The following is a 20,946-nucleotide window of genomic DNA, read 5'->3' as shown; positions in this document are numbered from 1 at the left end:
TTGGTTGGGATTGGTGTTGCCTGCGTGAATTGCAGGCGGAAATTTTGTCGGGCAAAGTTAAGCAAGATCGTCATGAAGTGCAATGGGCAAAAATAGGAAATAGTTGTGAGTGGACTTAATGTTTCAATTCCTCAACGACTTCATTCACTGCGCGGTTAAAGAGCTTCATGACCTGTCCTTCAGTCTGGGGGCGGCCTTTCTTAAAGATGAATATGGGCACGGCTTTGTTTTTCTTTTCGGAGTAAAAGTAGAAGAGGCGTAAGCCCTTGCGGGGGGAGATGCGCAGGATTCTGATTGAGACCCTGATCTTGCGCAAGGCTATTTTGTTGAGGCCCCGGTAGACAACTCCGCGGGCCGGGCGTTTGATGATTTTCTTTTTGGCACGATTGATATCACGTTTGGCCTGTGGGTACTTTTTGAGCAGACTTTTTTCATAGCGCAGGTAGGCGTCTGTTTCCTGAAGCATGGTCATGTTAAAGCATCTCCTCCAGTTCGCAGAGGGAGTGCTGAATTTCCGGATCTGAAGCAATGGAAAGATCAAGTACTAGGTCGTTCCAGTCCATGAGCGGCCCGGTGAGCCTGCGTCCTGCCCAGCGCGCGAATGGAGAGGGCAGGGTACAGAGTCTGAGGTGGGATTCAGTGAGCTGATCCTTGATAGTTGCCGCTTTCTGGAGCACTGCCGCACAGTCTGCATCGGCATTGATATGGCAGGATGCTTCCTGCCAGTCTTTGGCAAAATTACGAATGACTATACGGCTGAGGCTTTTTATTACGCAAAGGGTCCTGATGGTGCTGTAGAGCTTAATGCCCGTAGTTGATTTTGCGTGCACGGTTTCATGCAGTTTCTGAATGCGTGCGGCAAAGGAATTGAATATACGGGTATTACAGGAACATTTGCTCATAGTTGCGGCCCTTAGTTTATGGATTTATGAGGGCCAATTTAGAGCAGCTGTGATTTTTTATCAAGTTTCTACCCTGCATTCCCAGCAAATTCCTGCATCTGCACGGCGGTGCGCAGTTTGGGTACCCTGAAAGATACAGTGGTTCCTTTTCCTTCTACGCTGAGGATAACCATTTTGTATTGCGGTCCGTATATCTGTTCCAGACGCTGGATGCAGTTGCGGACCCCGATTCCTTTTTCGCGGGAGTCAATTTTCTTTTTGGCGTAGATGGCTTCAACCTGATCCTGGGTCATGCCGATGCCGTCGTCATCAATTGAAATATTCATTTCTTCGTTATTGCAATAAATATCAATAGTTATAGTGCCGCCTTCTTCGCGGCCCATGAGACCGTGTTTTACACTGTTTTCCACCAGCGGCTGGATGATCAGCGGCGGGATGGGCCATTCCAGACATACGTCTTCTACGCTGAGGTCAACCTTGATGCGATCCCCGAAGCGGGCCTGCTCAATGGCGAGGTAGCTGTGCAACTGGGCCAGTTCTTCATGCAGGGGAACGTAGCCCCGGCTGCTGTCGAGGTTTTTGCGCATGTATTTGGAAAGCTCAAGCAGCAGTTCACGGGCGCGATCCGGGTTGGTGCGGCAGAATGATGTCACCGTGTTCAGGGAGTTGAACAGAAAATGGGGGTTGATCTGGGCCTGTAAGCGGCGGATTTCTGCATGGGCCAGCATCTGTTCTTTGATCTGGATTTCCTCTAGCTCAAGCTGGGTGGAGCAGAGGTTAGCCAGACCTTTGGCCATTTCAAAGGAAAGCTGGTCGAGCTGGTTTTTGCGGGTTCCGTAAAGCTTGAGGGTGCCGACTACCTGTCCGTTCTTGTGCAGAGGGACAACTGCAGCAGAGGTGAACGGGCACCCCGGTTGTCCACAACCGATCTGTTTGCTGGATTCAAGAAAGAGCGGTTCTCCTTCGTTGAGTACTTCCAGTGTTGATTCGGTGCGGATTTTCTTACCCGGCAGATGGTGATCATCTCCAGCGCCCACGTGGGCCAGTACGTTGACATTGTCGGTAATAGCAACGGCTGCGGCACTGAGGTGGGTGTGAATGATCTTGGCGGTTTCCTGTGCGGATTCAAGGGTCAGCCCTGAACGCAAATGGCTTACAGTCAGGTTGGCTATATCAAGGATATGTTGTGCCTTGACTGAGTCCTGCTTGGTCCCATGGCGGAAAACAATGTTTATGACCTGTGCGAAGAGGGCAGCACCAAAGGTGTTCAGCACAATCATGGGCATGGCGATGAGTTCGACTAATTGCAGGGCTTCCTCATATGGATGGGAAAGGTAGAGGACCATGAGCATATGGATGATCTCACCGACGAAAGCCAGTCCGGCAGCGGCACGCCAGTCCATCTTCTTGCTCAAGTGCAGCGAGACTATACCGGCAGCCAGTCCTTCGATCATGGTCGCAGTGCCACAAGGGATGGCACTGAATCCACCGAGGTCTATTAAGATGCGGTGTCCTCCGGCGATAAGGCCGGCTCCGAGTCCTACCAGCGGTCCACCAAAGAGACCTCCGGTAATGACAGCCATGGCGCGCAGGTTGGCAACGGACTGGAATACGAAGTTACCACCGTAGGTTCCCAATATTCCGCAGATGCCGAAAATAAGAATCTGTATGGCAATATCAGCTTTGGGAGAAGTCTGGCGAAAACCTATTTTATGGACCGGGGTAATGGTCAAAAGCAGGAAAGCACCGGCCACGATCAGGCCGAAACGTTCGGCAAGTGTAATAATCAAAGTTTCTGGATTCATATTTATATCTAGTAAGTTCTATCTTATGAAGCTGCGAAGCAAACTAAAAGTTTTTGGGATTCTTAAACCCTTTTTACAAAAAGGGTTTAAGCCGCCGGAGGCATTTTTAAGCCAGCCCTAACCGCTGGCGGAAATCTTTTACGCGCCCTTTGCTGATGATAATTTCCTGCTCATCAATATGTTTCATGGTTACCACATATTTGCCGTTAAACCATGGTGCAAAATCACGCACATGGGTCAGGTTAACCATCTCACCTCGGTTGGTGCGGAAAAAAGGCTGCCCGTGCAACCGCTCCTCAAGTTTATCAAGAGTCTTGTCTCCGTAACAGGGAAAGATGCCTTTTTGCGTGTAAACCATGATCTTGCGTTCCTCGACCCGGCAGAGAATGACGTCGGATGGTTCGAGTAATAGAATTCTTCCGCTGTCTTCCACTGATATACGCAGGACTTTTGTTCCCAACCCCATGGTGTCCAGCAAGGCGTTCATGTCCGGTATTTCTACCTTCTCCTCACAATTAGCGTAAACGAGGCAGCGAATACGCTGGATGGATTTTTTCAGCCTTTCGCTTGAGAGAGGCTTGAGAATGTAATCCACGGCATTTTCTTCAAATGCCTGTAAGGCGTACTCATCGTAAGCTGTGGCAAAGATTACCAGCGGCGGGTCTGGAAGCTGCATGATTTCCTGCAAGACATGAAAACCGTTTTTGCCGGGCATCTGGATATCTAAAAATACGAGATCGGGCTTTTTTTCTTCAATAAGCTTGATGCCTTTGGTCGCAGAAGTCGCTGTTCCGATTACATCGATATCGTTGAAATCAGAGAGCAGGAAACTCAGCTCATCAAGGGCCGGGGTTTCATCGTCGACGAGGATGCAGCGTATATTTTGTTGGCTGGACATGGTGTTATCCGGTTTATGGGGTTGGGATTAGCTTTTCCATCGATAAAGAGAAATCCGGCTAAAAGCAAATATGCCTATTGGTCAAATTTTGTGTAGCAATTTGTATTTCATCGTTGCCTCAAGAATATAAAACGCGCTAAAGAGATACTAATGGTAAAGGTGTTATCTGTCGTTAACAACAAAACATACGGGTGATTTTTATGAATGAGACTGGGAAAGCTGCTGCTGATGCTGTGTCGGAAATTCAAATTGATTTAATGAACCCTGATTCGGTGAGCAAATTTGCCGAAGATGCCATAGCCTATGTCAGTGTGCACGGATTACGGATACTTGTAGCTATACTAGTGTTGCTGGTGGGACGTCTTGTTTCCCGGCAGATTTCGAATGTGGTCAAGCGGGTGATGGCTAAGGCCAAGGTTGACGATATCCTCACATCATTTATCGCGACTATTGTCTACTATGCTCTTTTATCGGCATTTGTTGTTGCCGCGCTTGGGCAGGCGGGAATCAATGTCACCTCCTTCCTTGCTGTACTCGGTGCTGCCGGTCTTGCAATTGGTCTGGCCTTAAAAGATACACTGGCAAACTTTGCCGCCGGGGTCATGCTGATTCTGTTCCGTATGTTTAAGAAGGGAGATTACGTTACTATTGCTGGAACTTCCGGAACAGTTCAGGAACTGTCTGCTTTTTATACTGAGCTTTCTACTCCCGATAATCAGCGGGTGGTTGTACCTAACTCATCTATTCTTGGTTCGGTAATTGTCAATACCAGTGCCCACGAAACAAGGCGTCTCGATCTAATCATCGGGATAGGTTATGAGGACGATATTGAGAAGGCCAAGTCTATTATTAAGTCCATTCTTGATGCAGAAGACAGGTTGCTTAAGTCTCCGGAGCCGTTGATTGCTGTCGGTAATCTTGGAGATTCAAGCGTAGATATTTTTGTACGCCCGTGGGTTGGAAAGGCTGATTACTGGGCAACCAAGTTTGCCCTGCTGGAGAAGATCAAGATTTCTCTTGATGAAGCCGGAATTTCCATTCCCTATCCGCAGAGCGATGTTCATCTGCATAAGGTGGAATAAAAAAATAAGGGGTGCCGCTGCAAACGGCACCCCTTTTACTATTCTGCTTTATGAATGACCAGCTGGTCGAATGGAATTCCCCATCCGTAATGGGTGCAGGCATCAACGCTGTATCGTTGCAGGGCGCGTTGTAGACGTCCGTACAGTGCAGCAATATCACGGTGGAAATCAGCAATGATGACCAGATTGAGCGAGGATGCACCAGCTGATTCGAATTCCACATTCAGGTTGAGAACATGTTCAGTGTACCCATCCTCTTCGAGCTTGGCGGTGATGAATTCCTTGGCCTGCTTGAGGATGGTGGATGTGCACTCTCCCTGATGGACGTAGTCAATGCCGAATACGGATTTCAAACGGAAATTACGGGACAGATTTTTGGGGTTGAGGCCCAGAAAATCCGAAGTCTGGTAGGTTACATAGGCACCGCCGCGCTGGATGAGTTCCACCATGTCCGGGGACTGGCTGATTACTTTGCCGCGTACACCGTCGGAAAGGATGACCCAATCATCAATCATGCAGGGGAACCACGGTTCGTTTCTGCCTAACGGGCGGGAAACTACATCTTCCAGTTCGCCGATGGGTAATCTGATTCTGCTAGGGCTTAAGGCCGGGTTTTTCAGTTTGGCAAAAAGAGCTAGTCTTTCTACCTGCCAGGGAACGCCGTTATAGATAACACGTTCGTTTTCGCGAACAGAACCGAGGTTGAGAATTAGTTTTACCTGTTCATAGTAGCGGGTAAATCCTGCACGGGCGGTCCAGAGTGCACCGATGATAAAGATGATGGCAATGCTGAGCAGGAACCAGTCACCCGAAATATAGAGGGTGAAAAGGGAGGCGGACGTTGCTGCAATTACAGTAAATATCAGTAATAGAACTTCGATGAGTCGAATGTAAAATGGGCGCTCTTTACTTTTGAATGCCGGGAGAGTCTTTTTGAAAACACGATCCACAAAGCGGAAAAAGAAGAAAACTCCAGTAAACGCCAGCAGGGCGAAGAGTATGTTCTTGCCTCTGCTTTTGAAGAATATGGCCATGACTTTCTTTGTTGATTCGTAGAAAGACTGTTTATCCTTGGTAAGTTCCTTGAGCTCAAAGCGAGCAACATCGAGTTGGTTGTCAATGTTGGTTCGTCTTTTTTCAAAATCTGTTTTGAGTAATCCAAGTTCCCACTTGAGTACCGGAGATTTGCTTGCGTTAATCAGAACATCAATATTGTTAACCGCTTCCTCGGCTCTTGGAAGTCTGCTTTCAAAGTAAGCTACCCGGCTTTTCAGACGTTCGATCTGTCGGGGACGTTTGGTCATTTCCTTAAGCTCCTGCAGCAGCGGGCGGACTAAGGTTTCCACTTCTTCCTGCCAAACGAAATGCTGCTGTGCATTTTCATCGAAAACTGCAAGATCAAGTCCGGTGGCGACTTTTACGAAGTTCTGGCGGACATCCTTAAGCTGCTGTTTGAGGTCGCTCAATTTTGTGGACAGAACTTCCTTGTCCATCTGATGTGTGGTTTTTTTGAGCTCTTTTTTGGTCTCCGCAATCTGTTTTTCCAGCGTGGTTTTGTATTGGATGAGGTTGATGAGAGTTTCAGACTGAGTTGTCTGTTGTTCTACGAGACTTTTAGCTGCCTCTGCTGAAGCGTTAACAGACGTTTCGGTCTGGGCTGTTGCATAAATTGGATTTTGCAGCAGAAGAAATACGGATAAAACGGCTATGGCCGGAAAAATACGGAAAATCTTGGTCATGATGGTCAGTTCCTGATTGGATTAAATAATTAAGCAGACTTTAAAAGTACCTAAAATTGTCGGGAGCGATCAAGTATTTATTGATCGAGGAGAGATATAAAAAGCAGGCATGCGGATAAAATCCCTCCATGCCTGCTCTGGTAATCTTATTTAATACGGTGGGTTGTTAATATTCTACATGGCTTTCCTGCAGGATAGCTTTTCCGGATTGTGTTTCGATTACTGCCCCCAGCGCTTCAATAACTGAGCTGTCGTATTTTTTGTCAGCCATGCTTTGCAGGATATCAACAGCCTGCCGGGCTGTTTTGGCCTTTCTGTAGGAGCGTTTCTGGACCAGCGCGCTGAAAGTGTTTGTTACACCTAGGATTCTGGCCAGAGTAGAGATACTTCTACCTTCCAGCTGGTTGGGATATCCGGTACCGTCGAGAGTTTCCTGCATCTGCCAGATGGTCTGGGTGATAGGCAGGTCAAATTCAACGCCTTCAAGGATTTTGCAGGTATGTTCAATGTACCTCTGGGTTTCCTTGATCTCTTCCGGGGTAAGTTTACCTTCTTTTTCCATGATCTCTCTGGGGACAAATGTTTTACCCACCTGCGAGAGAATTGCCGCAGCTTCCACTGTTGCGCAATCTGCATCACTCAGGAGAAGTGTCTCAGCGATTTCAAGGGCCAGCTTACGCATGAGTGAAGTATGGCCATCCAGAAAAGGGACACTTTCTACCGCTCTGATCAATGCATTGATTACCTGCTGGCGGACTTCAATTCCCCTTTCAGATGCATTCTTTTCAGAGGTAACATCCCGGTAGACTGTGAGGATGGCGTCGCTTTCATCGTCAACAGAACAGGGGACAAAAGTAACCTGAATAGTAGACTTGTTGGAGCCGCGGGTCATTGTCAGCTCTTCGCTATAGGAGCTGTTGGACATGCTGACCATTTGGTCTCCGTGGGAAAGGGTCTCTGCTTCGTGATGGTCAAATACCTGATTATCAGTCAGGTTCAGGGCTTCTCTTTGCTTCAAGCCGGTGAAGTCAGTGAAGGATTTGTTTACATGAATAAATGCACCGTCTTCACTTTTTTTCAGGGTTACCGGTTCCGGCAGGGCATTGTTGATAATGCGCAACAGAGAAAGTTCTTTTTGCAGAGTAGGAATTTTTTCTTCCAGTCTGGAGCTTTTGCGGTGGTACTTACGTGTGGAGGCAATAAAGCGGACCGTGAGTACAAAGAAGATCATTGCCGCAAGCAGCAGGGATGCGAAGATAATGCTTTCCTGCTGGTATCTAGAAATAATTCTGTTTGGTACAGCTGTGGCTGTTTCAATCATCACCCACCAGTTTACGACAGGGATAAACTGGGCTGTGGAGTAAACCTGTTTCTCCATGGAAAGATCAGTCCTGATTCCAAAAAGAACTTCGCTGACCCCGTCAAAAGAAACTTTCATGGCTTGAAGTTTCAGGCTGTTGGGGTAACTGAAAGTGGTCTCTTCGCTGGTCTTGCCGTTCTGCTGGATCAGGTGGATTGAGCTTTTGAATTTGAAGCTTCGTTCAGCACCGAGAAAAGCGCGCAGAACAGAAGTCATGGGAACTTCAAGCATCAGTACACGCGATGGAGGTGTGGCAGTGCTGGTCGCATATGCATCGTAAACAGGAAGAAAAAGATCAGCGACCAGACCGTTACCTTTTGTTCGAAGTGGTGTAAACATGGGGGTACGACTGCGCAGGGTGTTCTGGATAGCCTGCTTGTATCCACGGCCCATAATTTCTTCCGGACCTTCAGTGGATGCGAAAATATTTCCGTCCGGTTCAAACAGACTTCCTGCGGAGAAGCCGTTGACTTTCACGAAGTTTTCGAAGTCTTCCTGTGCCTTGCGAACAGTCTCTTTTTTGGGAGATTTAAGGCCGTCCATGGCGAGTCGGAAAATTCTGGCACGGGCCAGTTCCTTACCGCGTGTTACGTAGTTGATCAGCTGGGAAGAGAGCAGTTCTGATTCATTTTCAACAACAGCTTTCTGATAGTCTTTGAGCTCAGTGCGGACGGTTTGCTCTTTCTCTTTCCATAGGTAGCTAAGAGTTTCAAAAGTCCCGCCAACCAGTGCCAGCACCAGTAGGACCAGCAGCAGGTTTTTGACTGAGAAAATCTGTTTGATAGTTGCATTAATATTGTTTGCCATTTTTTGTTTCCTGTTCATGAACTTGGTGGTCGATTATCAGCGGGTTCTATGCTCGGAAAGGGCACCACGCATTCCCCGTGTGATGGGGGAGAGCAGGTATTCAAGGACACTTTCTTCGCCGGAGAGAATATTAACTTCTACAATCATGCCCGGCAGGAATTCTTTAACCTTGTCCGCATCTTCCTTAACGGTGTTGAAAATTACCCGGTAGTACCATGTACGGGTCAAGTCATCGAAATATGTCTTGGCCGAGATGTTGACAATCTTGGCCTTGAGCATTGTCTGATCTGAAAATTCATATGATGAGGGCCTGATTTTGGCAGTCATGCCGTTCCATATTTTGGTCCTGTCGCTAGGCTGAACCTTCCCTTCAATGCGGATAGTGGCATCAAGGGGTACGATTTCAGCCAATGCTTCTCCGGAACGGACAATACCGCCTACAGTGTTTGCGCTGAGTTTGTAGATGGTACCGTCAATGGGAGAACGGATAACGGAGCGTACGATCTGTTCGTTGGCGGCGTTAAGTTCTTCGCGGACTCCTTTCAGTTCAGAACTGACAAGGTTGATCTCTTCGCGGATGTCCCGGTAGAAATCCAGCTCTTCCTGATTGATGCGCTGTTCCAGTTCGCGGATTTCAAGGGAGTATTCGTCCCGTTTGTTGTAAATTTCGGCAATGCTGGTAGTGATCTTTGCCAGTTCGGTTTTGCGTTGCAGCAGAAGCTGACGGGAACCGATACCTTTTTTTACCATGGGCTCCAGCATATCGTGCTGCTCCTTGAGCACTTTTTGTTCATCAAGCAGGTTTTTTACATGCTTTTCACTGGCTGAGAGGGCTGCCTTTGACTGCTGAATCTGGGTCTTGAGGATGTTGATCTTTTCTTCAAGGGCATCCCCACGGATACGGGCGAATTGAATTTCGCTCCTTTCTTCCGGGGTCGAAGCCTTTTGCGCGAACTCATCTGTATTGTTGTTGCTTTCAGCAATGAGACGGTTGAGCTTGGCCTGCAGCCGTTTCATTTTGATGAGAGATTTATTGCGCTTTTCAGTGATATTTGTGTTGGCAATGGCGACGATTTCCTGTCCTTTGCGAACGGTATCACCTTCTTCCACAAATACTTTTTCAACTACACCACCTTCGAAGTGTCCAACGATTTTGTCGGTAAGGTTGGTTTCCACCACACCTTGGGCGCGTACAGTCTTTTCTATCTTGCTGGAGTGGGCCCAGAGTATGAATACGATTGAAAATCCCAGTATGAGCAGCAGGACAATGCAGTTCCCAAGGCTTTTTTCCAAGGACCAGAGCAGGTTGCTTTTCCAGTTCTTTCCCATGATTACCCCTGTCTGGCCGGAGCCGGGCTGGAAAGTTTGCGGATGATTTCATCGCGTGGGCCGTCGGCAACAATGCGTCCTTGGTCCACAACAAGGATTCTGTCCACAACCTCAAGGATCTGCGGTCTGTGGGTGACAACGAAAATGGATTTATCGGCCATGGTTTCTTTGATCTGGTTGATCAGCATCCGTTCCTGCGTGGAGTCCATGGAGCTGGTCGGTTCGTCAAGGAGCAGCAGGGGGGGAGAACTGATTAGGGCCCTGGCCACAGCTATTGCCTGACGCTGTCCTCTGGAGAGGTTTTTTCCTCCTTCAAGGATGGGCATTTTAAGACCCAGCGGGTGCTTGGAAACAAATCTTTCAATGCCGGAAATAGCCAGAGCTGAGCGTAGTGATTTCTGGGTGGCAGTGCGCGAGCCCATGAGCAGGTTCAGTTCAAGGGTGCCGTGAAAGAGTACGGGGGACTGCGGAACAACGCCGACAAATTCACGTACTTTTTCGATATTCAGATGGGCCATGTTGTGCCCGTCCATCATGATCAGTCCTTCACTGGGGTCGGCCAGTCCGGCCAGCAGTTTGAGTAAGGTGGATTTGCCGCTGCCCATGGGACCGATGATCCCTACTTTTTCTCCCGGTCGTGTCTTAAAGGATACGTTTTCGAGTGCGTAAGGGGATTCAGGCTGGTAGCGGAAAGAAACGCTGTCAAAACGAACTCCTCCGCCCAGTTGTTGAATTTTAAACTGGCGTGTTTCGCAGCTTTCTTTTTCCAGCTCAAGGATTTTACGCAGGTCTTTGTAAGAGCGGCGCGCAAACAGGTAGGAGGTGATCAGATTGGACATACTGGCGGAAACCGCAATGCAGCGGCCGGAAAGAACCATGGTCGCCAGCAGGCCTCCGCTGCTCATGCTGCCGCTTTTGATCAGGAAGAATGCTACGATGAGCAACCCTGCGGAATTGAGCTGGCCAAGAAACCCGGTAGTCATGGAACACCGGGACTGGGCAAGGCGGTATTTTGAGGACATTTCCCCGGACTTTTCAATTTCAGAAGCCCAGCGGGAAACAAAGAGTCTTGCCGCATTGGTTACTTTGATGGATTCAACACCATTGAAAATTTCATTTAAAAATGAGCTCTTGCGTGATTGCAGTTTGCTTTGGGCAGAGACATTGGCATCAATGAAAAAGCCGTAAACGATAGCTACAATCAGGACTAGAAAAGAAGTTACAGCCGGAACGGCAAAGAGCATTCCGCTGTTCAGGTAAATGATGAAGAGAAAGAAAAAGAGAAAGAAGAAATCAATGGACCCGACCACCAGTTGGGTGGTGAACAGGGATTTAATGCGTGAAAATTCCTGCACCGCATGGGCCAGATGTCCGGCTGAAAGGGGTAGCTTGGAGTAGTTGGTGTCCAGTACAAGGGATAGTAACTGTGGTTCCGCATCCTGTTCTACGCGCAGGGCTGCTTTTTCCACAAGGGACGTTCTTACGTTTTTGAGGATATAGTCAAAAGCCAGTACAATGATGGCTCCGGTAATCAGCACCTTGAGCGAGTTCTCCGCAAGGTTGGGGAGAATGCGGTCATAGAAGATACCCATCAGCAGAGGGATGACCAGAGTAAAGCAATGGATCATCACCGTGGCTAATATGACCTGAGAGTACATGGGCCACATCTTGCCGATCTGTCCCAAAAACCATGTCAGGCTCAGGAAGGGGACTTTGTCGGTTTCGAAAACAGGCTTGAGTGAACAGGACCAGTCTTTGAATTCAGTGAATTCCGATTTGCGGTTCCTGATGATTTCCTGCCTGCCGTTCCAAAGGGTCAGCCTGCGGCCAACCTTCTCTTCGATAAGTGCGAAACTACCGTCCGAATACTGCACAATCAGGGGCAGCATTTCATCGTCTATTTTCAGCGGCAGAGGCTTGATGGAAAGGTTCATCCCCATGTTATCCGCCTGTAGTCGCAGGTATTCATTGATGGGGGAAGAACTGCCCAGTTGCAGGGAACTGCCGGTAACGACAATGCCGTATTTATCGGCAATCTTTTTCAGGCAGGAAGTTACAGAAGCCCCTTTTTCATCCTCACCGGGATTGAAGAGGCCTATATTCTCCTGAGGAACAAAGTCTTTCTTCTCAGAACCGTCATTTTCCGTTTGCGAGGCACCCTTGGTATTGATGGTATCGCCGGAATCTGCGGCTGATTCGGTTTGCTTCTCAGCCGCAGTATCAGGAGCCGGGGTTGGTTTTTTCTGGTTGTCCAAGTCCCTGCCCCTTATTTTTTAACAGAAATGTTCAAGTCTTTGTTTTTATTAATTTTGCCAAAGCTGCTGCCGATGCTGACTACAACCTGGTTGGTGCCGGGTACTCCTTCATTTAAAGCCCGGAATTTAATCTTGCTTTTGGGAATGTGTGCCTGATCGTTCACAAACTTGATCAGCCCGTAGAGCCTTTTGAAGGATACTGAGTTGGCCATACTGGATGAAACCGCTTCGTGATTGAGAGTAGCAGTAAGCAGCAATCCTTTTTGCATGATTGCGGATTCATTCTGCTTAACCCAGGCTAGCAGTTCTGATTCGGTCTTTTCTTCAAGGGTACTGGTTAACTTGTTGTAAAGAATGATGACCCGGTTCTTATTGTTCAACCCTTGAACCATCTTGGTAATAAACGGCGGGGGAACAAACTCATCTTCAGTCTGAACTTTCTTTTCTACTGCTCCTTTGGCTTCAAGACGCTTGATTTTATCAAGTGCAGCCTGAAGTTTTGCAGCAAGTTTGGGGTCCTGTGAAGTTTGTTGTTTTTTGACTTCTTCTTTGAGCTTTTGAAGTTCCAGATGTGCAGTCCATGCAGCACTTTCAGCAAGGGCTACTCTTTTCTGGAGCATTTCCTTTTCCCGCTCATATTCTTCAATGTCAAAGCGCTGGGGCGGGGGAGTGGTTACAAGGTCTTCCTTGCCCAGAACTGCGCTCTGGGTCATGGCTTCGGCCAATTTGTCCATGGAAGAAGGTTTTTCCATAAAAGAAAGATCCTGCGCCGCAGCCACCAGAGTCTCAACCTGTTCGGTGGAGTGGGCAGCTCCAGGCTTAACTTCCTTGAGCGCTACAATATATGAGAGCGTTCCGGTCACCAGCACCATGAGCAAGGTGAAGAACACCATCATCATGAGTACGGTTGAGAGCGCATCAACAAAACCCGGCCACGGAGGGCCGCTATCAGCAGACATTTATATTTTTCCCCGTAAAATCGTATATCTACAATTTATGAAATGTTAAAATCAATATGGTCGTGATGCACTTCCACATCGACCACAGTATGGGTTCCGGAAGTGGTGTCGGTTGTATCTCCACCCAGTCCTTCCTTGGCCCCGTTGAAATCCTGATCACTTTTGCTTGTGAATATGTCGTCAGTGGTTGTTCCGGTATCCATGTCGTCAAGGCTGAAACTGAATTCAGTTTTTGAGGAGTCGATGGCTGTTCCACCGGAATCATAACCCTTGAGTTGAAGCACGTAGTTCCCTTCAGCAAGGGAGGAGCCAAAATTTTTGCTCCAGTTATCGCTAACCGTAACATCCTGAAAGCCATCATAAACGGTGTCACCAGCATCAACAATGCCGTTGTTGTTGGTGTCCACATACAGACTGGCCTTCACTGAAGCTACATCGGAGTCATTTCCGAGATCAGCACTGTAGTTCAGGTCACTTTTGTCGAGATCAATGTATTGTGATTCCGATTCGTTACCCGCTTTGTCCGTGATTTTGACTTCGGCATAATCGTAAGTGCTGGAGTCGTCCCTGAAAGTGAGTTCGATATTATCTCCCTCGGTCAGGTCACCGGAACTTGTTTGTGTAGTGTTGCCGTCAGTGTCATGAAGGGTCAGTTCATATTTATAGTGAGTGTCGGTGGTCGAAGGATCATTGTCTCCGGTATAGTGAGATTGCTCCAGAGATATATACCTTTTGGAACCGACAACATCTGCATTCATGGTCAGCTGGGTCTGGTTGATATCGTTGTTGTCCAACTGGAAATCAACAGTCGAAGCATCCGAAGTGTTACCTGCCTGATCAATGGCCTTGATGCTTACATTGTAGTTTCCATCATCAAGCGGATTCGTGGAGTCATTGTCAACAAAATCGAAATGGTAAGTTCCATCAGCATTTACAGTGATATTCTGGATATGACTATCCTGATTTGCACTGTCCAAGGAATTGTATGTCCATGTGTCCACACCATTGCTGATGACAATGAGATAGGCCATTTCAGTAGTATAGTTGATGGACCTGTCTTCTGTGAATTTACCTTCAAAGGTAAAAGTCTCACCGCTGGTCAGAATTGACCCGACTTCTTCATTGAAACCGCGGTCGGAACTGCTGGACATGTCCATGGTGACAGTGGGGTCGGTAGTATCAACAACGAGGTTAACGGTTACGTTGTTGGCATCCAGCTGGTTGCCCACTGCATCGTAAAATTTCAGGGTGTAAGTATAGCTGCCGTCATCGATGATGTTCAGGTCTTTGGTGGTCAAATCTAAGAGAGCGTTACCGGAACCGTTGACTGAACCGCTGGCGATGACTTGGCCGTCAGACCTGACAAGCTCCACCAGAGAAGTTCCTGTCGCAGTCTTAACGATCAGGTCTGTGGTGTTGTCGTTGGTGTGGATGTTGACGACCTTGCCTGTCTGCTCAACATAGGTGTTGACTGTTGTGGGAGTACTGCCGGTTTCATCGATACGGCTGAAAGTAACACCTTCCGCAGCAGCTGGCGGGGTCAGGTCTACATGGATGGTGTAATCTGTGGATTGAACGTTACCCGCAGCATCCACGGTAACCAGCCTGTAGCTGTGGTCGCCTTCTGCAAGGGCACTTGCATCGGGAACTGTGTAGCTCTGGTATGCATTTGAAAATGTACCGTTTTTAACTGCAGTCAAATCCCCAGTACTTCCGTCTACATAGTAGAGGACATAAGCCGCTCCGGTATCCCCGATAATGTTCAGTTGAGGGGTGGCGTCGTTGGTATATGTGTCGTCATCATTTGCAAGATCGATATAAGCGGAACGGGTGGGGCTGAGGTCCACTTCGAACGAGAGCGAGTCACTGGTGGAGGTGTTGCCTGCGGTATCGGTAATTGTGACTGATGCAGTGTAGTTACCGTCTGCAAGGTTGCCGGGGGTGCATTCCCATGTTCCGTCTGCTTTGGCGGTCACGGTGTATTTAGTGATTGTGCCGTCCAGAGTGATGGAGATAACAACAGTGGCTCCTGCCTCTGCGTCCCCGGTGAGGACCAGATTACGGTCATTGGTGATGTTATCTTCATTGTAGGCCACACTGGGATTTCGGAATCCGCTGGGCAGGTCTGCATAAGAGCCGACTTTGGTGCCGCTGCTGTTCACAATGTCGCCGTCAGCATCAGGTGCAAGGTAGGAGTCATCTCCGGCCTTGATACCGATGGTCGGTTTATCGATGGTTGTGTCCAGTTCGAGCACATTCGGAATCACGAGTTCGCTGCTGTTACCTGCAACGTCTGTGGAGTTTACGGTAACCCGGTACTGGCCGTCCTTTCCGTTCAGGATGGTTGCCAGTTCCCCGGTTTCATAGGAGCCGTCGCTCTTAATGTTATCCGAGTCCACAGTGTATGTGTATTTCTCAGTGCTTACAAAATAGTTTTTGCCGTCGATAACAGTTTTATCAGCCGCATTGATGGTGTGGCTGGCGCCGGAACTGTCAGTGTAGGAGTATGTTCCGTTTCCGTTGTCGGTCAGCTCGTAAACCCTTTCGGCACTTACTTTGACTGTGCTGCCTGCTTCAACATTACCTTCAATGGTCGGATCATTTGTGATCCAGTCTCCATCGGTTCCGGTATCGTTTTTCAGTCCGGCAGTGGGGTCCGGTGTGGAGTTATCTACGTTGAGGGTATAATTATCGGATCGTTTACCATTGGCAACAACATAGTAGACATTCACGCCCGAAGGATTGGTATCGAAGTCGTAAGTCCAGACCCCGTCCTCACCGGATTTGGATGTTCCGATCAGATTGTCGCTGCTGTCATAAATTTTGACTTCCTGAAATGCCACCGCAGTACCGGTCAGGGTCAGCTTGGTGTCTGCTGCAAGCAGGGCGGTACTGGTTACGCCGTCGCCGACAATATTGGTGTCGTCATCGGCAGCCAGTTCTACTGTGGGCTTGGCTGCAAGGTCCTGCAGAATCTTGAAATCTTTAGTGTCGCTGCTGACATTCCCGGCCTTATCTGTGCTGGTAATAGTGGCTGTATAATCCCCGCCTTGTAGGTAAGGATTATTGCTGCCCTGTCCATAATGGTATTCCCAGTTACCGCTGGCATCAGCGATTGTGCTGACATCAAATTTCAGGACCTCGGTTCCGCTTTTATCCGTAATGGTAACGATGGTGGTTACACCGCTTTCGGTGGTGGATGTACCTGCCAGACGCGGGGTCAGGTCAGTGATGGAATCAAGGGCAGCATCGGGGTAAATGTCGCCGTCATCCTCGGTCAGGTTGATTGCCGGGGCAGTGGGAGCCTGTGTGTCGAGGTTGATGGATATGGATTCAGCTTCAACGTTACCCGCCTGATCCTCGGAGACGATGATAACCTTATAGTACTTGTCCCCGTCGGTGAGGTTGGGGGTAGCCACCCAGCTTCCGTCACTGCCGACGGTTACATCGGTGATTAAAGATGCTTTGTAGGTTTCCATGAAAGAGCGCAGCTGATCATCATTCATGGATGTGGGATCAACGCTGGCATTCAGCTCTGCCTCGCTGTCAAAGCTCATGATCATCATCTTGGCCTTACTGCCGACTTCCGCTTTACCTGTGAGTTCAGGGGTAGAGTCTTTGGTCAGGATGATGTCATTAACCCCGATGTCGGTTTCCCCGGTATCGGAACCTGCATCCATTGCCAAAGTCAGGTCGTCAGAGTCGTATTCAGAGTCGATGACAATGGTTTTGGTTGTAGTGGTGGGGTTTCCGTAGGCATCGGTGGTGGTGAAAGTAAAAGTGTAAGTGCCGTCAGCCAGAGAAGTGGACATATCAATATGGTCCGCAGCCAGCTCGCCGGCATCATCATATGTCTGGCTGAATGAAAATGCAGAGTCCCCCGCTTTGGTGGCGGTGACTACAAGCTTGGTTCCAACGTCCTTCTGGATATTGAAATCCGGGTCGGAATCGCGTGTTACCCAGTCCTGATCAGTGTTCGTACCAAAGTACTTGGCAGTGGTGTCCTCAGTCATGGAGATGACCGGAGCCGTGGGATTGGATGAAATTACAAGCTGGGAGTCAAGGTTGATTGTTCCGGTATTGCCTGCAATATCAGTGATTTTGGCGGTGACGTCATAGCTGCCGTCGGGGATGGCGTTGTCCGGAGTAATGGTCCAGTTTCCGTTTTTATCGGCAGTTACGCTTTCAGCGTATTCAACGTCGTTTCCAAATTTATCAGTACCCTTGATGAGCAGTTCTACCAGGGCATAGGCTTCAGTTGCCCCCTGCATAGTCGGGGTATGGTCACTGGTGGCATTGTCACCACTGACCCCGGTATCGGACCCCGCAGCCAGTCTAATTGTGCTGGTATCGGTATCGACCTTGTTATCGATTACCAGAGTCTTGTTCAGGGTAGTGCTGTTACCCGCAGGATCGGTGGCTTTGATAACAACATCGTTGTTACCGAGATTCAGCTTGTTGTTGTCCAGACTGAGTGAAGAAAGATCAAAGCTGATCTTGCCCGCAGCAGCTTCCGCATCGGTGACAATATGGGTGAACACGTTACCGTTCACAGTAACGGTGATGGTCGCGCCTTCACTGGCGTTAACATCGATGCTCAAGTTATCGTCAATGCTGGTGATCCAGTCATCGGTGTATGAACCGCCGCGTCCGGTATCCAGTCCAGTACCGAGAGCCGCGGTAATGACCGGATCAGTGCGGTCGATGTTGATGTCGAAAGTGTCGCTGGACGGAACAGTTGTCTGGTTGCCAGCGGAATCTTCAACAACAATTTTGAAGTTATGTTCGCCCTCAGAAATGTATTTGGCGGAGTCTGTGTCGTGACCAACCTCAAATGACCATTCATAGCCGCTTCCGGTGTTGGTGATGGTTGCATCTCCGATGTAAAGGGGATTGCCTGCGCCATCCACGCCGTCGTATACGCGCACAACAAGCTTGTCTGAACCTTCCTGAAGTGTTCCGGTCAGGGTCAGTTTAGTGGCGTTGGTTTCATTATCCACATCGGAAAGACCGAGGCTCGCTGCGTCTTCAACTTCAATATCGCCGACCACAGGCGCTTCATCATCAATGGTTACCGGGTAAATTGCTGAAGTGGCAGTGTTACCGGCTTCATCCTCAGCAACTGCGATGAATTGGAGGTCTGTGGTGTTATTCTCATAGGCGGAAGCATCAAAGGAAACAGTCTGGCCGTTTTTGGCTGTACCAACCAGAGTCGCTTTGTAATCCACGCCGCCAACCCTGATGGTGTGAGTCCCGGCAGCATCTACGACATAGACGCTGATGGTATCATCATGGTCACCGGTTACCTTGAATTCAACGTCAGTATCTTTAGTGCCGGAACCGTCTTTCATGAATCCGGTGATGTTATCGCCTACAGTGCCTGGACCGCCGATGGTGTTGCTGGAAGCATCAAGCGCAATGGTCGGGGTGGATATCTGCTGGTCGGAAGTAAAAGTGAAGGTTTCGGATGCGTCACTTACGTTACCTGCGGCATCTTCCACAGTGACGTAGTATGAGTACTCATCACCATGCACCAGTCCGGTAACATCGTAGGACCAGTTGATTGATCCGCCGGACTCGGTAATGGAAAGGAGTCCACCGCCGTCAGCTTGGCTGTGTGCAATTTCGGTAACGCTACCGTCCGCATTCTTGCGGTAGAGGGTAACTATTACGTCATCCGCACCTTCCAGAATCTTACCTGTGAGAGTTAGGGAGTCTCCTTTTACTGTCGCGGAGTATCCATCAGAGTCGTGTGAAATTTTAGCGGCATCAAGGCCATCAATGGTGATGGTGGATTTTACCGGGGCGGTGTTATCTACAGTTACGGTTAGGTCTGCGCTTTCAATGTTGCCTGCTACGTCTGTGATTTCAGCAACAATTTTGAGCTGCTCTGCACCAGCTTTGCCGTAAGTAGAAGCATCAAGGTTGTATTTCCAGCTGCCGTCTGCTTCTGCCTGAATATAACCGCCAGTGTTGATTAAAGTTTTGTTACCGCTGGCGTCTTCGAAATAAAGGTTTACGCGGCCTGCTGATCCGGCGCCTGTTCCGCTGATATGCAGAATTCCAGCACCGTCTGGATCGCTTGCTTCGGTTCCATGGGTGTAGTTGTCTGTTTTGTTGCCAAGCTCAGCGCGGTGGTCTTGTGAATCACTGTCGGCGTCAAGATCAATATCTAAACCTTCAGTAGGAGCAGTGCGGTCGATTTCAACAGGCAAACTGGAAGCTGGCTGATAAACATTACCTGCCACATCCATAGCTTCAACCATGAAAGTGTATGTGCCATCTGTCGGAATCTTGCTGTTGTCTACAGTGTAATTCCACGCAGTTTTAGCCGCATTCAGGCTTGCAGTTCCAAGTTCGGTTTTGGTTCCGTCAGCGTTAGCAAGGTATACTGTTACCTGACGTGCATCTGTGCTGATGTTGCTGATGGTCAGTTTTAAGTCAGTTTCATTAGTGATTTTATCGTTTGCTGTGGCATCAGCATGGGTTCCCATGGAATCTGATGCAGTGTCGAGACTGATAGTTGCACCAGTAGTGAAAGATGTCTTGATCACTACATTCTGAATCTGTTGGGTTGTAGTCAAGGCATTACCAGCGTCATCTTGCCCAGCTATAGTAAAAGTGTAAGTTCCGTCTGCAAGCTCACTGCCTTCAGGGAAACGGTAGCTCCAGTTACCACTGCTGTTTACGGTAATATCCTTAAGAGTCCCTGTAACCGAACCGTCCGTACTGGTGTAAGTAATGGTCAGGATAGTATCGCTTTCGCCAGTACCTTCAATGAGCGGGCGGTTCTGGTTGGTGTAAATTTTACCGGCATCTTCTGCGAAGGTAACTTTGGAAGTTGAATCTGCAGTAGCATCGTCATTGAGAGTAGGTGCTGTAGTATCAACTTCAACTTTTAGGGTGCTGGATTTGGGAGCACTCTCACCGGAGTCGTTTGCTATGCGGGCAAAAAACTCATGCTCAGCTTCAGCAACACCTGTTATGGTAATGCTGTAGTTACCGTCTTTATCTGCAGTGGCTTCCCCTACCTTTGTTCCGTCCATGAAAATATTCAGCTTGGTATCTGGGTCGGCAGTACCTTCAATTTTTAGGTCAGTGTTTTTGGTGATTCCGTCTTCTTTGAATTTGGTCTCACCGGTGTCACTGTCAGTCTCTTTAATACCGGACTCAGATTCCTGCGAAAGGGCGATAGTTACCTTTCCGCTGTTTTCGTTATTGGCATCGGTTTTATTGTCTTGGCCGGTTTTATCGTCTTCTGTTATCTCTTCTTCTTTCTCGTCATCTTTCTTCTCATCCTGCTCATTCTCTTTACTTTCCAACTTCTCAATCGGCTCCGGAGTACTGGAAAGACTTTCCTGCTGCGCGAACTTGTTGATATCATCAAACATGCGCTGCTGGGTCTTGAGGATGTCGTCGGTGGGGTCGGTTACGAGTGCGGCCTGAGCGCCCAAGAGGTCGCCTTCTCCAAGGTTACCGTCATCGGAGTTGCCTTCTTCGTCTTCTGACGGGGTGGAATCATCAGTTACAGCTTCCCATTCCGGGGCTTCTTCGTCCTGCTTATCCATGTCCGGCATTTCAGAACGCTGAAACAGATTCGGGGAATCAAGGGACTGGCCGTTGGAGAATTCCATATTGACCTGTCCGTCGAGACTCATGATGTTACCGACAAAGAGGAATACCTGCTCTTCATTGGTCTGCTTGTTTACCAGAATTAGGTCGGCACCCTTGAGAACGTAATTGTAGTCATCAGGGGAGCCTTGAACATTGTATACTGTTGACGGAGAAACTTTCTGTGCGTCAGCCATGA

At 48.7% G+C, this 20,946-nt stretch carries 11 protein-coding genes; 1 reads left to right on the top strand and 10 read right to left on the bottom strand.

Features of this window, described 5'->3' with window-relative positions:
• Positions 1-115 precede the first annotated feature (115 nt).
• The 4 genes from ACO05Z_RS11325 to ACO05Z_RS11310 form a co-directional block, all read right to left on the bottom strand.
• Complete coding sequence (locus tag ACO05Z_RS11325) at positions 116-472, bottom strand: hypothetical protein (protein WP_421902288.1); 357 nt, start codon at positions 470-472, stop codon at positions 116-118.
• Between the two features lies 1 nt (position 473).
• Complete coding sequence (locus ACO05Z_RS11320; RefSeq protein ID WP_421902287.1) at positions 474-902, bottom strand: hypothetical protein; 429 nt, start codon at positions 900-902, stop codon at positions 474-476.
• 68 nt (positions 903-970) lie between these two features.
• A complete protein-coding gene (locus ACO05Z_RS11315) occupies positions 971-2,707 on the bottom strand; it encodes a LytS/YhcK type 5TM receptor domain-containing protein (RefSeq protein ID WP_421902286.1) in 1,737 nt (578 codons plus the stop codon).
• 106 nt (positions 2,708-2,813) lie between these two features.
• Entirely contained in the window at positions 2,814-3,605 is a 792-nt protein-coding gene (locus ACO05Z_RS11310) for a LytR/AlgR family response regulator transcription factor (protein ID WP_421902285.1), read from the bottom strand.
• Positions 3,606-3,805: 200 nt separating this feature from the next.
• Between ACO05Z_RS11310 and ACO05Z_RS11305 the strand changes: the two genes are divergently transcribed.
• Positions 3,806-4,687, top strand: coding sequence for a mechanosensitive ion channel family protein (locus ACO05Z_RS11305; protein ID WP_421902284.1), 882 nt, complete (start codon positions 3,806-3,808; stop codon positions 4,685-4,687).
• Between the two features lie 38 nt (positions 4,688-4,725).
• Here the strand turns inward: ACO05Z_RS11305 and ACO05Z_RS11300 are convergent, their stop codons facing one another.
• The 6 genes from ACO05Z_RS11300 to ACO05Z_RS11275 form a co-directional block, all read right to left on the bottom strand.
• On the bottom strand, positions 4,726-6,426 hold the full coding sequence (locus tag ACO05Z_RS11300) for a hypothetical protein (protein WP_421902283.1): 1,701 nt from the start codon (positions 6,424-6,426) through the stop codon (positions 4,726-4,728).
• A gap of 166 nt (positions 6,427-6,592) precedes the next feature.
• The gene (locus ACO05Z_RS11295) at positions 6,593-8,593 is read right to left on the bottom strand and encodes an HD domain-containing phosphohydrolase (RefSeq protein WP_421902282.1); all 2,001 of its coding nucleotides are present in this window, start codon (positions 8,591-8,593) and stop codon (positions 6,593-6,595) included.
• Between the two features lie 36 nt (positions 8,594-8,629).
• Positions 8,630-9,922, bottom strand: a complete 1,293-nt coding sequence (locus tag ACO05Z_RS11290; RefSeq protein ID WP_421902281.1) for an HlyD family type I secretion periplasmic adaptor subunit — start codon at positions 9,920-9,922, stop codon at positions 8,630-8,632.
• A 2-nt stretch (positions 9,923-9,924) separates the two neighbouring features.
• Positions 9,925-12,177, bottom strand: coding sequence for an ATP-binding cassette domain-containing protein (locus ACO05Z_RS11285; protein ID WP_421902280.1), 2,253 nt, complete (start codon positions 12,175-12,177; stop codon positions 9,925-9,927).
• Positions 12,178-12,188: 11 nt separating this feature from the next.
• Positions 12,189-13,136 (bottom strand): hypothetical protein, encoded by a 948-nt coding sequence (locus tag ACO05Z_RS11280; RefSeq protein WP_421902279.1) that lies wholly within the window; start codon positions 13,134-13,136, stop codon positions 12,189-12,191.
• A gap of 35 nt (positions 13,137-13,171) precedes the next feature.
• On the bottom strand, positions 13,172-20,944 hold the full coding sequence (locus tag ACO05Z_RS11275; protein WP_421902278.1) for an Ig-like domain-containing protein: 7,773 nt from the start codon (positions 20,942-20,944) through the stop codon (positions 13,172-13,174).
• Positions 20,945-20,946 lie beyond the last annotated feature (2 nt).

This window comes from Maridesulfovibrio sp. (assembly GCF_965230075.1).
Lineage (GTDB): Bacteria > Desulfobacterota > Desulfovibrionia > Desulfovibrionales > Desulfovibrionaceae > Maridesulfovibrio.
Note: the sequence above shows the minus strand (reverse complement) of the source record. Positions and strands in the feature narration are given on the sequence as shown.